Here is a 14,525-nt window from a genome sequence, read left to right as displayed (position 1 = left end):
CGGCGGCGGCCAGCTCGGCCGCGTACGCGGCGGCTGCCGCGTCGGCGTCGTCACCGTGAGGACCGTCCGAGGCGGGCATCGCGTGCACCCGCGCAGGGTCCAGCGGCACCCGGTCGAGCAGCGCCTCCCGGGCCTGGGTCACGTTCCGCTCGGGGTCGCCCTCGGGCAGGAACCGCTCGTCGCCCCACCACAGGTCGAGCCGCGACCAGTCGATCGCGTCCCGGGCGGGCGCCGAACCGAGCGCCGCGAGCAGGCCGTTGCCGTTCCGGCCGCCGGTCAGCACGACCGAGGCCGTCCCGCGCGTCGCCTGCGCGTCCACGATCCGGGTGATGAGCCGGGCCGCGGTGGCCTGGGCCATCAGCTCCTTGTCGCGGTGCACGACCAGCCGGGGGGCGGTCACTTGGCCGCCGCCTTCCTGGCCGGGGCCTTCTTGGCGGCGGCCTTCGGCGCGGGCTCGGCGGCCCCGTCCGCCTCGGTGGCCCCGTCCGTCCCGGCGTCCTCCGCCGGGGCGGGGGCGGGCTCCGCGCTGCGCGCCGGTTCCGCCGGGGCGGCCGGTTCGGGCGCGGTGGTCGCCGCCCGCTCGTCGAGCCGCTCCAGACCGAACCGGAGCGCCGCCGCGTAGGTGTCGTCCGGGTCGAGCCGGCGCAGCTCCTCGGCGATCAGCTCGGCCGTCTCCCGGCGCTTGAGCGCCACGCCCCGGTCGGGCTGGCCCTGGATGGAGAGCGTGGCGAGCGAGCCGTCCGCCCGGTCCAGCACGATCGGGCCCGCGCTGGTCTCCAGCCGTACGGAGGTGAGACCGGGCCCCGCCGACTTCGAGCGCCGTACCGGCACCTTCAGCCGTTCGGCCACCCACATCGCGAGCAGCTCGACACTCGGGTTGAACTCCTCGCCCTCGACCTCGGCCGAGGTGACCTCGCACGCGACCTGGTCGAGCGCGGCGGCCAGCATGGAGCGCCACGGGGTGATCCGGGTCCACGACAGATCCGTGTCGCCCGGGGTGTAGGTCTCGGCCCGGCCTATGAGCTCCTGGATGGGCTGCTCGGCGGCGTAGGTGTCCGTGACCCGGCGCTGGGCGAGCGCGCCCAGCGGGTCGTTCGCCGGGTCGGCCGGTGCGTTGACCGGCCACCAGACGACCACGGGCGCGTCGGGCAGGAGCAGCGGAAGGACCACCGACTGGGCGTGGTCGACGACCTCGCCGTACAGCCGGAGGACCACCGTCTCCCCGGTGCTCGCGTCGGCGCCGAGGCGGACCTCGGCGTCGAGCCGCGTCTTGGCCCGGTCCCGCGGTGACCGCGAGACCCGCTTGATGACGACGAGGGTCCGCGAGGGGTGCTCACGGGACGCCTCGTTGGCCGCCTTCAGCGCGTCGTAGGCGTTCTCCTCGTCGGTGACGATGACGAGGGTGAGCACCATGCCGACGGCCGGGGTGCCGATGGCCCGCCGCCCGAGCACCAGCGCCTTGTTGATCTTGGAGGACGTGGTGTCCGTCAGGTCGGTCTTCATGGCCGGCGCCAGCTCCGTCCGTCTCGTGCGAGCATCTCGTCCGCCTCGACCGGACCCCAGGTCCCGGACTGGTACTGCGCGGGCTTGCCGTGCGTGTCCCAGAACTGCTCGATCGGGTCGAGGATCTTCCAGGACAGCTCGACCTCCTCGACCCGCGGGAAGAGGTTGGAATCGCCGAGCAGGACGTCGAGGATGAGCCGCTCGTACGCCTCCGGGCTGGACTCCGTGAACGACTCGCCGTAGGCGAAGTCCATCGAGACGTCCCGGATCTCCATCTGCGTACCCGGCACCTTCGAGCCGAACCGCACCGTGACGCCCTCGTCCGGCTGGACCCGGATCACGATGGCGTTGCGGCCGAGCTCCTCGGTCGCGGTGTGGTCGAAGGGGGAGTGCGGGGCGCGCTGGAAGACGACCGCGATCTCGGTGACCCGGCGGCCCAGACGCTTGCCCGTCCGCAGGTAGAAGGGGACGCCCGCCCAGCGGCGGTTGTCGATCTCCAGCTTGACGGCCGCGTAGGTGTCGGTCTTCGACTCCGGGTTGATGCCCTCTTCCTGGAGGTAGCCGACGGCCTTCTCGCCGCCCTGCCACCCGGCCGCGTACTGCCCGCGCACCGTGCTCTTGCCCAGGTCCTTCGGCAGCTTCACCGCGCCGAGGACCTTGGTCTTCTCGGCGGCGAGCGCGTCGGCGTCGAAGGAGGCGGGCTCCTCCATCGCGGTCAGCGCGAGCAGCTGGAGCAGGTGGTTCTGGATGACGTCGCGGGCGGCGCCGATGCCGTCGTAGTAGCCGGCCCGGCCGCCGATGCCGATGTCCTCGGCCATGGTGATCTGCACGTGGTCGACGTACGACCGGTTCCAGATCGGCTCGAAGAGGGTGTTGGCGAAGCGGAGCGCCAGGATGTTCTGGACGGTCTCCTTGCCGAGGTAGTGGTCGATGCGGAAGACCGCCTCGGGCGGGAAGACCTCGTGGACGACCTCGTTGAGCTCCTTGGCGGAGGCCAGGTCGTGGCCGAAGGGCTTCTCGATGACCGCGCGGCGCCAGGAACCGTTCTTCTGGTCGGCCAGGCCGTGCTTCTTCAGCTGCTGCACGACCAGCGGGAAGAACTTCGGCGGCACGGAGAGGTAGAAGGCGAAGTTGCCGCCCGTCCCCTGCGCCTTGTCCAGCTCCTCGATCGTGGTCTTGAGCTGGTCGAAGGCGTCGTCGTCGTCGAAGTCGCCCTGGACGAAACGCATCCCCTGGATCAGCTGCTGCCACACCTCCTCGCGGAACGGGGTGCGCGCGTGCTGCTTGACGGCCTCGTAGACCTCCTGCGCGAAGTCCTCGTCCTGCCACTCGCGGCGGGCGAAGCCGATGAGCGAGAAGCCCGGCGGCAGCAGGCCGCGGTTGGCCAGGTCGTAGACGGCGGGCATCAGCTTCTTACGGGACAAATCGCCCGTGACGCCGAAGATCACCAGACCCGACGGCCCCGCGATGCGCGGGAGCCGTCGGTCTGCGGCGTCACGGAGCGGGTTGGCTCCGTGGACAGCGCTCAAGGTGCTTACGCCTCCGAAGGTGCGAGGCGCTTCAGCTCCGCCTCGGTGGACTTGAGCAGGTCGTTCCAGGACGCCTCGAACTTCTGGACGCCCTCGTCCTCGAGGAGCTGGACGACCTCGTCGTAGCCGATGCCCAGCTTCGCGACGGCCTCCAGGACCTCGCGGGACGCGTCGTACGTGCCACGGATCGTGTCACCGGTGACCTCGCCGTGGTCGGCGGTGGCCTCCAGGGTGGCCTCGGGCATGGTGTTGACCGTGCCCGGGGCGACCAGGTCCACGACGTACAGGGTGTCCTTGTACGCGGGGTCCTTGACGCCGGTCGAGGCCCACAGCGGACGCTGCTTGTTGGCCTGCGCCTTGTCCAGGGCGGCCCAGCGCTCGGAGGAGAAGACCTCCTCGTACGCCTCGTAGGCCAGGCGGGCGTTGGCCAGGGCGGCCTTGCCCTTGAGCGCCTTGGCCTCGTCGGTGCCGATGCCGTCCAGGCGCTTGTCGATCTCCGTGTCCACGCGGGAGACGAAGAAGGAGGCCACCGAGTGGATCGTGGAGAGGTCCAGGCCGCGCTCGCGGGCCTTCTCCAGACCGGCCAGGTAGGCGTCCATGACCGCGCGGTAGCGCTCGAGCGAGAAGATCAGCGTCACGTTGACGCTGATGCCGAGGCCGATGACCTCGGTGATCGCCGGCAGACCCGCCTGCGTCGCCGGGATCTTGATCAGGGTGTTGGGACGGTCCACCAGCCAGGCCAGCTGCTTCGCCTCGGCGACGGTGGCCGCCGTGTCGTGGGCCAGGCGCGGGTCCACCTCGATGGAGACCCGGCCGTCCTGGCCGTCGGTGGCGTCGAAGACCGGCCGCAGGATGTCGGCGGCGTCGCGGACGTCCGCCGTCGTGATCATGCGGATGGCCTCTTCCACGGTCACCCGGCGGGCGGCCAGGTCGGCCACCTGCTGGTCGTAGCCGTGGCCCTCGGAGATGGCCTTCTGGAAGATGGACGGGTTGGTGGTCACACCCACCACGTGGTTCTGGTCGATGAGCTCGGCCAGGTTGCCGGAGGTGATCCGCTGGCGCGAGAGGTCGTCGAGCCAGATCGCGACGCCTTCGTCGGAGAGGCGCTTGAGAGCGTCTGTCATGAGAGGTTCTCCAAAAGTCGTATCTAAGGGCGTCAGCGCGCCGCGGCGTCCAGGGATTCCCGCGCGGCGGCGACGATCGCCTCCGGGGTGAACCCGAACTCGCGGAACAGGACCTTCGCGTCCGCCGAGGCACCGAAGTGCTCCAGCGAGACGATCCGGCCGGCGTCGCCCACGTACTTGTGCCACGTCAGTCCGACACCGGCCTCGACCGCGACCCGGGCCCTGACCGACGGCGGCAGCACGGAGTCCTTGTACTCCTGGTCCTGCTCCTCGAACCATTCCACCGACGGCATCGACACCACACGGGTCGGCACACCGGCCGCCTGCAGCTGCTCCCGGGCCTCCACGGCCAGGTGCACCTCGGAACCGGTCGCGATGAGGACGACCTCGGCCGCGGCGCTCTGCCCGGAGGGCCCTTCGGCGTCGAACAGCACGTAGCCGCCCTTGGCCGCGGCCTCGTTCGGCGCGTAGGTCGGCACGCCCTGGCGGGTGAGGGCCAGACCGTGCGGGGCGCCCTTGCCGAAGACCTTGGTGTGGCGCAGCATGATCTCGCGCCAGGCGATGGCCGTCTCGTTGGCGTCGGCCGGCCGGACCAGGTTCAGGCCCGGGATGGCGCGCAGCGAGGCCAGGTGCTCCACCGGCTGGTGGGTCGGGCCGTCCTCGCCGAGACCGATCGAGTCGTGCGTCCACACGTACGTCACCGGCAGGTGCATCAGCGCCGAGAGGCGCACGGCGTTGCGCATGTAGTCGGAGAACACCAGGAAGGTGCCGCCGTAGATGCGCGTGTTGCCGTGCAGCGCGATGCCGTTCATCTCCGCGGCCATGGCGTGCTCGCGGATGCCGAAGTGGATCGTGCGGCCGTACGGGTCGGCCTCCGGCAGCGGGTTGCCCGCCGGCAGGAAGGACGAGCCCTTGTCGATCGTCGTGTTGTTCGAGCCGGCCAGGTCGGCGGAGCCGCCCCACAGCTCGGGGATGACCGAGCCGAGCGCCTGGAGCACCTTGCCGGAGGCGGCGCGGGTCGCGACGCTCTTGCCGGGCTCGAAGACCGGGATCTTCTCCGCCCAGCCGGCCGGCAGCTCGTTCGCCTGGACGCGGTCGAACAGGGCCGCCCGCTCCGGGTTGGCCGTACGCCACTCCGCGAGCGACTTCTCCCAGGCGGCGCGGGCCTCGCGGCCGCGGTCACCGAGGCCCCGGGTGTGCGCGATGACCTCGTCGGAGACCTCGAAGGTCTTCTCCGGGTCGAAGCCCAGGACGCGCTTGGTGGCCGCGACCTCCTCGTCGCCGAGCGCCGAGCCGTGCGCGGCCTCGGTGTTCTGCGCGTTCGGGGCGGGCCAGGCGATGATCGAGCGCATCGCGATGAACGACGGGCGCTCGGTCTCCGCCTCCGCGGCCCTGATCGCCGCGAAGAGGGCGGCCGGGTCCAGGTCGCCGTCGGCCTTGGGCTCGACGCGCTGGACGTGCCAGCCGTACGCCTCGTACCGCTTCATCGTGTCCTCGGACACGGCGGTCTCGGTGTCGCCCTCGATCGAGATGTGGTTGTCGTCCCACAGCATGATCAGGTTGCCGAGCTTCTGGTGGCCGGCCAGCGAGGACGCCTCGGCGGAGATGCCCTCCTGGAGGCAGCCGTCACCGGCGATCACGTAGACGCGGTGGTCGAACGGGGAGGTGCCGGGGGCGGCCTCCGGGTCGAACAGACCGCGCTCGTAGCGGGCGGCCATCGCCATGCCCACGGCGTTGGCGACACCCTGGCCCAGCGGGCCCGTGGTGGTCTCCACGCCGGCGGTGTGGCCGTACTCGGGGTGACCCGGGGTCTTCGAGCCCCAGGTGCGGAAGGACTTCAGGTCGTCCAGTTCGAGACCGAATCCACCCAGGTACAGCTGGGTGTAGAGGGTCAGGGACGAGTGGCCCGCGGAGAGGACGAACCGGTCGCGCCCGACCCACTCGGGGTCGGAGGGGTCGTGCCGCATCACCTTCTGGAAGAGGGTGTACGCGGCGGGCGCGAGGCTCATCGCCGTACCGGGATGGCCGTTGCCGACCTTCTGTACGGCGTCCGCGGCCAGGACGCGGGCGGTGTCGACGGCCCGCTGGTCCAATTCGGTCCACTCGAGGTCTGTGGTGGTCGGCTGAGTGCTCACCCTGGGTCAGGGCTCCTCTCCACAAGTCGGAAGCCGGTCACGGAGGGTGCACCGGTGTTGTCGAGCCTACCCCCGAGAAAGCCCCCTCTTTTCGGGGTCATGCCCCTCAAATGAGCGGACAGAGCCAGACTGCCGCCGACGGTGGGACTTCGCCTCCCGAGCGGTCCGCCGACCGGGTCCGAGTCGTCACCGAGTCGTCATCGAAACCCTGTCCACCAGGTGGGACGGCGTGGCGGCGGGCAGCCGCCGGGCCGCGCGCCCGGGGGAGGTCCGGTGTCCGGGGGCGGGGCGGCCCAACACGACCCCACCCCCGCGAAGATCGGCGTCTGGGCAACGTCTACAGTGGCGTGGTACGCGCAAGTTTCACCCCGCCTTCATCCGGGGAGCTTGCTGGGATTTCTCTGTCAGGGGTGTGCGTGACGGCCGTCGAGTCCCGACCCGCAGGGGTCGTCTTGACTCCCAGCCCGGGGGGCCATCGGCCGTTCGGGGCCCGCGTCAAGGCATTCGTGGCGCTGACGAAGCCGCGGATCATCGAGCTGCTGCTCATCACCACCGTTCCGGTGATGTTCCTCGCCGAGCAGGGTGTCCCGAACCTGTGGCTGGTCCTCGCCACCTGCTTCGGCGGCTACCTCTCCGCGGGCGGCGCCAACGCGCTGAACATGTACATCGACCGCGACATCGACGCGCTCATGGACCGTACGGCCCAGCGTCCGCTGGTCACCGGAATGGTGTCCCCGCGCGAGGGTCTGGTCTTCGGCCTCACCCTCGCCGTGGTCTCCACCCTCTGGTTCGGCCTGCTGGTCAACTGGCTCTCCGCCTGGCTCTCGCTCGGCGCGCTCCTCTTCTACGTGGTCGTCTACACGATGATCCTGAAGCGGCGCACCGCGCAGAACATCGTCTGGGGCGGCATCGCCGGCTGCATGCCGGTCCTCATCGGCTGGTCGTCCGTCACCGACTCGATGTCCTGGGCCGCCGTCGTCCTCTTCCTGGTGATCTTCTTCTGGACGCCGCCGCACTACTGGCCGCTGTCCATGAAGGTGAAGGAGGACTACGCGCGCGTGGGCGTGCCCATGCTGCCGGTCCTCGCCTCCAACAAGGTCGTCGCCCGCCAGATCGTCGCCTACAGCTGGGTCATGGTGGCCGTCTCGCTGCTGCTCACCCCGCTGGGCTACACCGGCTGGTTCTACACGGCCGTGGCGCTCGTGACCGGCGGCTGGTGGCTCTGGGAGGCCCACGGGCTCCTCAACCGGGCCAAGGCCGAGGTCAGCGGCGCCAAGCTGAAGGAGATGCGCCTCTTCCACTGGTCCATCACCTACGTCTCGCTGCTGTTCGTGGCGGTCGCGGTGGACCCCTTCCTGCGGTAGGCACCGAGGACTCCGGCGACGGCCGGGCCGTGTGGGCTGTCCCACGTGGCCCGGCCGTCGTCAGTCGATCTACCGCTCGGTAGCATCCTTGTCATGGCAGACACCACGGCAGAGACGACGACGGTCACGAAGCAGTCGGACCGCAAGGCGGCCAAGCTCGCCAAGGAGATCCGGGCCTTCGCCGCGGAGCACGGCGGCGCCGAGGGGCAGCTCGCCCACATCGGCCAGGCCGGCACCCGGATCGTCCTCGTCGGCGAGGACGGCGGCTGGGGCGACCTCGTCGCGCCCACCTACGCGATCGCCCAGCAGGCCGCCGAGAAGGCCGGCCTGACGCTCCACGAGGAGTTCGACGGCGAGTTCGCCGCCAAGGTCGTCACCGGGCCGTACGAGTGGACCCGGATGGCGGGCATCCAGATCGGCGGCCCCTCCAACCGCTGACGCCCGGTTCGGCCGCCCCCGCGGAACCACCTGATCCGCCGCCGCGCGGGACCGGTGCCGGGCGGGCCGGCCGCCGGAGGCGACAACCTCGCGCGGGGCTCACCCGTTAGGACGTGTGCAGACACGTCCACGCAGGGAGCCCCCCCGAGATGATCGACATACCGAGCCTGGTGGACCAGTACTGCCACGGCGCACTCCGTACGGAGCTCGGCCTCGGCACCTTCGAGGCCCGCCTCGGCGCGGGCGCCTCGCCACCCGCCCCCGGCACCACCTTCTTCGACACCCAGACCGGCTTCGCCGTGCGCCGCTGGTGTCCGCCGCTGCTCGGCCTGGAACCGCACTGCCCGCCCGCCCGCTACCTGGCCCGCCGCCGCGAGCTGGGCGTCCTGGAGGCGGGCCGGCGGCTGCTGCGCTCCTCCGGCATCGCCACCTACCTCGTCGACACCGGCCCCCAGGGCGACCTCACGGGGCCGGCCGAGCTGGCCGCCACGGGCGCCGCCACCGCCCACGAGATCGTCCGCCTGGAACTCCTCGCCGAGGAGGTCGCCGCCACTTCGGGCACCGTCGACGCCTTCCTCGCCAACCTCGCCGAGGCCGTCCACGCCGCCGCCGTCCGCGCCGTCGCCTTCACCTCCGTGACCGCCGCGCACAGCGGTCTCGCCGCCCTGCCCGGCCCGCCGGACCCCGCCGAGGTGCGCCGTGCCGCCGGGCGGTGCCTGGCGGCACGCCGGGCCGGTGACCGGACGGCCGGTCCCGTACTGCTGCGCCACCTGGTCTGGGTCGCCGTCACCACCGGGCGCCCCCTCCAGCTGCACACCGGCGACCGGGACCCGGGGAGCCTCGCCGGCTTCGCCGCCGCCACCGCCGGACTCGGCACCGACCTGGTGCTGCTGCACGCGTACCCGCACCACCGCACGGCGGCCCGGCTGGCCGGGATCCACCCGCACGTCCACGCCGACCTCGGCCCGGCCCTCGCGCGCACCGGGGCGCGCGCGGCCGCCGTCCTCGCCGAGGTCCTGGAGATCGCTCCGTTCGGCAAGCTGCTGTTCTCCAGCGGCGCCGACGGGCTGCCGGAGCTGCACGTGGTCGCCGCGCACACGTTCCGTTCGGCGCTCAGCAGGGTGCTGGGGGAGTGGGTCGGGGACGGTGCCTGGTCGCCGGCGGACGCCCGGCGGGTCGCCGCGATGCTGGCCTCGGAGAACGCGCGCCGTGTCTACCGTCTGCCCTGAGGACACGCCGAAGGCCCGCCACCGTCGGGGGTGGCGGGCCTTCGGCGTGCCGCGGCCGGTCCGGTACGCCCGGACGGCGCTCAGACGGTGGCGGGCTCCGGGTCGGCCTGGGCCGGGATCTCCGGGGTCGTGACCGGGCGCTCGCGCAGGCTCAGGGCGAGCCGCAGCACCGCGATCCACATCAGGGACGAGCCGAGCATGTGCAGGCCGACCAGCAGCTCGGGGACGCCGGTGAAGTACTGGACGTAGCCGATCGCCCCCTGGGCGAGGAGGACCAGCAGCAGGTCGCGGGCGCGGGCCCGGGTGTCGTCCGGGGCGTCGACGACCCGCAGCACCAGCCACATCGCGACGGCGAGGGCGCACACCACCCAGGCGGCGATGGCGTGCACGTGCGCGGCGGCGGTCCAGTCCCACGGCATACGGGGGACCTCGCTGCTGTCACCGGCGTGCTTGCCGGAACCGGTCACCCCGGTGCCGAGGACGATGAGCAGCGCGGAGACGCCGGTGATCGCCCAGGACAGCTTGCGGACCGGGCCCGGGACGCGCGGGCGGGGCGCGCTGTCGCCCTCGTGGGTGCGCTGCCAGGTGATCACCGCGACGGTGAGCAGCAGGTTGGCGGCGACGAAGTGGGCCGCGACCGTCCACGGGTTCAGTTCGAGGCGCACGGTGATGCCGCCGAGGACCGCGTTGAGCACGACGACCCAGAACTGGGCCCAGCCGAGCCGGGTGAGCCCCCGCCGCCACGGCTTGGTGGAGCGGGCGGCGACGATCGCCCAGCCGACCGCCGCCGACAGCACGTACGTCAGCAGGCGGTTGCCGAACTCGATGGCACCGTGGAGGCCCTGCTCGGGGGTGGCGAAGAGGCTGTCGTCCGTGCACTTGGGCCAGGTGTCGCAGCCGAGACCGGAACCGGTCAGCCGCACCGTGCCGCCCGTGACGATGATGACCACGCTCATCACGACGACGGAGAGCGCTGCGCGCCGGAGCGTCCGGGGGGACGGGGTCCAGCGCTGGGCGATGGAGGCGAGGGGGTTCAGCACGCGCCCTATCGTAGGCCGGGGCTTGTGCACGCTTTCACGAGGGGGTCGAAAGTACCTGAACGGAACGATCCGGTTACTCCCAGCGGAAGAACCGGGCCGCCGCGCCGAGCCCCAGGACCGCCCAGACGGCCAGGACGAGCGCGTCGCCCCAGGGCATGCCCGCCCCGCCCTGCAGCACGTCCCGGAGGCCGCCCGAGAGGGCCGAGATCGGCAGGAGTTCCAGAACTCCACGGGCCGCGTCGGGGAACTTCTCCAGCGGGACGACCACCCCTCCGCCGACCAGGAGCAGCAGGAAGACCAGGTTGGCGGCGGCCAGTGTGGCCTCGGCCCGGAGCGTGCCGGCCATGAGCAGGCCCAGGCCCGAGAAGGCGGCCGTGCCGAGGACCAGGAGCAGGGCCACCGGGAGCGGACCGCCCTGCGGGGACCAGCCGAGCGCGAACGCGATCACCGTGAGGAGTGCGATCTGGAAAACCTCGGTGACCAGCACCGACAGCGTCTTGGCGGTCATCAGGGCCCAGCGGGGGAGCGGGGAGGCGCCCAGCCGCTTCAGGACCCCGTAACGGCGCTCGAAGCCGGTCGCGATGGCCTGGCCCGTGAAGGCGGTGGACATCACGGCGAGGGCCAGGACGCCCGGGGCGAGGAAGTCGACGGCCTTCTCGGCGCCCGTGTCGACCACGTCGACGGTCGAGAAGAGGACCAGCAGCAGCGAGGGGATGACCACGGTGAGCAGCAGCTGCTCGCCGTTGCGCAGCAGCATCCGGGTCTCCAGGGCCGCCTGCGCGGCGATCATCCGGCCGACCGGGGCCGCCCCGGGCCTCGGGGAGTAGGTTCCCGTGCTCATCCGCGCAGCTCCTTGCCGGTCAGCTCCATGAAGACGTCCTCGAGGGTGTGGCGCTCGACCGCGATGCCCTCGGGCATGACGCCGTGCTGGGCGCACCAGGTGGTGACGGTGGCGAGCAGCTGCGGGTCCACGTCGCCGCTGATCCGGTACGTGCCCGGGGTGAGCTCCGCCGCGGCCGTGCCGTCGGGCAGCGCCTTGAGCAGCGAACCGAGGTCGAGGCCGGGGCGGCCGGTGAAGCGCAGGGTGTTCTCGGCGCCGCCCCGGCACAGCTCCTCGGGGCTGCCCTGGGCGACGACCCGGCCGGCGTCGACGATCGCGACGTCGTCGGCGAGCTCCTCGGCCTCCTGCATGAAGTGCGTGGTCAGCACGGTGGTGACGCCGTCGGCGCGCAGTTCCCGGACGAGGTCCCAGGTGGCGCGGCGGGCCTGCGGGTCCAGGCCGGCCGTCGGCTCGTCGAGGAAGACCAGTTCGGGGCGGCCGACGACGGCCAGGGCGAGGGCGAGGCGCTGCTGCTGGCCGCCGGAGAGGCGCCGGTAGGCCGTACGCCCGCAGGAGCCGAGCCCCAGGCGCTCGATCAGGGCGTCCACGTCCAGCGGATGGGCGTGGAGTTTCGCCATGTGCCGGAGCATCTCCTCGGCGCGGGCACCGGAGTAGACCCCGCCGGACTGGAGCATGACGCCGATGCGGGGGCGCAGGGCGGCGGCGTCGGCGACCGGGTCGAGGCCGAGGACGCGGACGGTGCCGGCGTCGGCCCGGCGGTAGCCCTCGCAGGTCTCGACGGTGGTGGTCTTGCCGGCCCCGTTGGGGCCGAGGACGGCGGTGACGGTGCCGGTCCGCACGTCGAGGTCGAGGCCGTCGACGGCGGTCCTGTTGCCGTACCGCTTGACCAGGCCGCGCACACGGACGGCGGTGTCGACGGACTTTTCTCGCATGCCGGGAAGTCTAGAGAGCCCGGCGGGGCGGTCTCGGCGCGGGGCCCGCCCGGGGACGGCCGTCGGTTCCGGATCCGCCCGCGTCCGCGCCGGGTGAGCCGGGCCGAACGGGGCAACCGCTGTCGTATGCCCGTGTTCGTCGGTACCTCCGGATGGCAGTACCGGGACTGGCGCGGGGTCCTCTACCCGGAGGGCCTGCCCCAGCGGCTCTGGCTGGAGGAGTACGCGCGCCGGTTCGCCACCGTGGAGAACAACAACGCCTTCTACCGGCTGCCCGAGCGCCGGACCTTCGCCGAGTGGCGCGCGCGCACGCCCGAGGGGTTCCTCATGGCCGTGAAGGCCAGCCGGTTCCTCACCCACGTCAAACGGCTCAAGGATCCCGAGGAACCCGTGGAGCGGCTGCTGGGCCGGGCGGAGGCCCTCGGCGACCGGCTCGGGCCGGTGCTCCTCCAGCTGCCGCCCACGCTCCGCGCCGACGCGGGTCTCCTGGACGCCGTGCTGGCACGCTTCCCCTCCTGGGTCCGGGTCGCGGTCGAGCCCCGGCACGAGACCTGGTGGACCGAGGAGACCGCCTCCGTCCTCGCCGCCCGTGGCGCCGCCCTGTGCTGGGCGGACCGGGGGTCCACGCCGCTCACCCCGCTGTGGCGGACGGCAGGCTGGGGCTACCTGCGGCTGCACGAGGGACGGGCGCGGCCGTGGCCGGCCTACGGCCGGCGGGCGCTCGTGAGCTGGGCCGACAGGCTGGCCGCGAGCTGGTCGGACGCGGCCGACGTGTACGTGTACTTCAACAACGACCCGGGCGGGTGGGCCGTCCGCAACGCCGTCTCCTTCACCCGGGCGATGACCGCCGCGGGCCGCCCGGTGGCCCGCCCGGCGGCCTCCCCGCCCGGCACGGAGTGATCGTTTCCGCAGGTCAGGTAAGCCTTACCTGCGTGACGCACAGCACCGTCGGCGCGTCCGGCCTCGCTTGTCACCCCCGGATTAATTACGCAACAATGGCGTTGTGAAAAACGTAGGCGCGGCTCCCGTGGAGGAACTCGCGACCCGTGAGCGTTCGACGCGCAACCGGGTCGCGCGCTCGATCCTGGACCACGGGCCGTCGACCGTCGCCGATCTGGCCGAGCGGCTCGGCCTCACCCAGGCCGCCGTCCGCCGGCACCTCGACGCGCTCGTCGCCGAGAAGGTCGTCGAGCCCCGTGAGAAGCGGGTCTACGGGACCCGGGCCCGGGGCCGCCCCGCCAAGGTCTTCGCGCTCACCGACTGCGGCCGGGACGCGTTCGACCAGTCGTACGACTCCCTCGCCGTCGAGGCGCTCCGCTGGATCGAGCGCAACGCCGGAGGGGAGGCGGCCGTCGCCGCCTTCGCCCGCGACCGGATCGAGGCCCAGGCCGAGTCCTACCGCGAGGCCGTGGAGTCGGCCCCGCCCGAACGCCGGACCGAGGCGCTGGCCAAGGCCCTGACGGCGGACGGGTACGCTGCCACCGCGCGGAACGCGCCGGTCGGCGAGCAGCTCTGCCAGCATCACTGCCCGGTCGCCCACGTCGCCGAGCAGTACCCCCAGCTGTGCGAGGCGGAAACGGAGATCTTCTCCCGCCTCCTGGGAACGCACGTCCAGCGTCTCGCCACCATCGCGCATGGTGACGGCGTCTGTACCACGTTCATCCCGCACGGCGCCCCACAGACCACCGAAACAGCATCCGCAAGCACGGCCGGGAGGAACCCCGCATGACCACCGAGATCAGCCACCCCGAGCTCGAGGGCCTGGGTCGGTACGAGTACGGCTGGGCCGACTCCGACGCGGCCGGTGCCGCCGCCAAGCGCGGTCTGGGCGAGGACGTCGTCCGCGACATCTCCGCGAAGAAGAACGAGCCCGAGTGGATGCTGAAGCTGCGTCTCAAGGGGCTGAAGCTGTTCGGCAAGAAGCCCATGCCGACGTGGGGCTCCGACCTGTCGGGCATCGACTTCGACAACATCAAGTACTTCGTTCGGTCCACCGAGAAGCAGGCGGAGTCCTGGGAGGACCTCCCGGAGGACATCAAGAACACGTACGACAAGCTCGGCATCCCGGAGGCGGAGAAGCAGCGTCTCGTCGCCGGTGTCGCCGCCCAGTACGAGTCCGAGGTCGTCTACCACCAGATCCGCGAGGACCTGGAGGAGCAGGGCGTCATCTTCGTCGACACCGACACCGCGCTGAAGGAGCACGAGGAACTCTTCAGGGAGTACTTCGGCACCGTCATCCCGGTCGGCGACAACAAGTTCGCCTCGCTGAACACGGCCGTGTGGTCCGGCGGCTCGTTCATCTACGTCCCCAAGGGCGTGCACGTCGAGATCCCGCTCCAGGCCTACTTCCGCATCAACACGGAGAACATGGGCCAGTTCGAGCGGACGCT

General features: G+C 72.0%; 13 protein-coding genes and 1 pseudogene. 6 read left to right on the top strand and 8 right to left on the bottom strand.

Features of this window, described 5'->3' with window-relative positions; translation table 11 throughout:
- The 5 genes from RIF68_RS09555 to tkt all read right to left on the bottom strand — a co-directional run.
- Positions 1-400: 6-phosphogluconolactonase (locus tag RIF68_RS09555; protein ID WP_309050716.1), on the bottom strand; the 400-nt coding region annotated here is incomplete at its 3' end.
- On the bottom strand, positions 397-1,503 hold the full coding sequence (opcA, locus tag RIF68_RS09550) for a glucose-6-phosphate dehydrogenase assembly protein OpcA (protein ID WP_309050715.1): 1,107 nt from the start codon (positions 1,501-1,503) through the stop codon (positions 397-399). The genes RIF68_RS09555 and opcA, both read right to left, overlap by 4 nt.
- The gene (gene zwf / locus RIF68_RS09545) at positions 1,500-3,032 is read right to left on the bottom strand and encodes a glucose-6-phosphate dehydrogenase (protein WP_309050714.1); all 1,533 of its coding nucleotides are present in this window, start codon (positions 3,030-3,032) and stop codon (positions 1,500-1,502) included. Before zwf ends, opcA begins: the two co-directional genes overlap by 4 nt.
- 5 nt (positions 3,033-3,037) lie before the next feature.
- Positions 3,038-4,156, bottom strand: a complete 1,119-nt coding sequence (gene tal / locus RIF68_RS09540; RefSeq protein WP_309050713.1) for a transaldolase — start codon at positions 4,154-4,156, stop codon at positions 3,038-3,040.
- A 32-nt stretch (positions 4,157-4,188) separates the two neighbouring features.
- Complete coding sequence (gene tkt, locus RIF68_RS09535) at positions 4,189-6,291, bottom strand: transketolase (RefSeq protein ID WP_309050712.1); 2,103 nt, start codon at positions 6,289-6,291, stop codon at positions 4,189-4,191.
- 410 nt (positions 6,292-6,701) lie between these two features.
- On the opposite strand from tkt, the gene RIF68_RS09530 reads away from it, so the two are divergent.
- From RIF68_RS09530 to RIF68_RS09520, 3 genes are all read left to right on the top strand, one after another.
- Complete coding sequence (locus RIF68_RS09530; RefSeq protein WP_309050711.1) at positions 6,702-7,655, top strand: heme o synthase; 954 nt, start codon at positions 6,702-6,704, stop codon at positions 7,653-7,655.
- A 93-nt stretch (positions 7,656-7,748) separates the two neighbouring features.
- Positions 7,749-8,093 (top strand): hypothetical protein, encoded by a 345-nt coding sequence (locus RIF68_RS09525; RefSeq protein WP_309050710.1) that lies wholly within the window; start codon positions 7,749-7,751, stop codon positions 8,091-8,093.
- Positions 8,094-8,242: 149 nt separating this feature from the next.
- Positions 8,243-9,322: an amidohydrolase gene (locus RIF68_RS09520; RefSeq protein WP_309050709.1), complete on the top strand. Its 1,080-nt coding sequence runs from the start codon at positions 8,243-8,245 to the stop codon at positions 9,320-9,322.
- Between the two features lie 80 nt (positions 9,323-9,402).
- Here the strand turns inward: RIF68_RS09520 and RIF68_RS09515 are convergent, their stop codons facing one another.
- From RIF68_RS09515 to RIF68_RS09505, 3 genes are all read right to left on the bottom strand, one after another.
- Positions 9,403-10,362: a COX15/CtaA family protein gene (locus tag RIF68_RS09515; protein ID WP_309050708.1), complete on the bottom strand. Its 960-nt coding sequence runs from the start codon at positions 10,360-10,362 to the stop codon at positions 9,403-9,405.
- A 73-nt stretch (positions 10,363-10,435) separates the two neighbouring features.
- Positions 10,436-11,203 (bottom strand): ABC transporter permease, encoded by a 768-nt coding sequence (locus RIF68_RS09510; RefSeq protein WP_309050707.1) that lies wholly within the window; start codon positions 11,201-11,203, stop codon positions 10,436-10,438.
- On the bottom strand, positions 11,200-12,135 hold the full coding sequence (locus tag RIF68_RS09505) for an ABC transporter ATP-binding protein (protein WP_309050706.1): 936 nt from the start codon (positions 12,133-12,135) through the stop codon (positions 11,200-11,202). The genes RIF68_RS09510 and RIF68_RS09505 overlap by 4 nt, the downstream gene beginning before the upstream one ends.
- A gap of 126 nt (positions 12,136-12,261) precedes the next feature.
- Here RIF68_RS09505 and RIF68_RS09500 point away from each other — a divergent pair, with 126 nt between their 5' ends.
- The 3 genes and pseudogenes from RIF68_RS09500 to RIF68_RS09490 all read left to right on the top strand — a co-directional run.
- Entirely contained in the window at positions 12,262-13,035 is a 774-nt protein-coding gene (locus RIF68_RS09500) for a DUF72 domain-containing protein (protein WP_309050705.1), read from the top strand.
- Between the two features lie 103 nt (positions 13,036-13,138).
- Complete coding sequence (locus tag RIF68_RS09495) at positions 13,139-13,864, top strand: transcriptional regulator (RefSeq protein WP_309050704.1); 726 nt, start codon at positions 13,139-13,141, stop codon at positions 13,862-13,864.
- Positions 13,861-14,525 (top strand): annotated as a pseudogene (locus RIF68_RS09490) (Fe-S cluster assembly protein SufB); the annotation flags it as partial. The gene RIF68_RS09495 and the pseudogene RIF68_RS09490, both read left to right, overlap by 4 nt.

Source organism: Streptomyces sp. (assembly GCF_031178505.1).
Classification (GTDB): Bacteria; Actinomycetota; Actinomycetes; order Streptomycetales; family Streptomycetaceae; genus Streptomyces; species Streptomyces gulbargensis.
The sequence above is the reverse complement of the archived record's forward strand: the minus strand, read 5'-3'. Positions and strand labels throughout refer to the sequence as shown.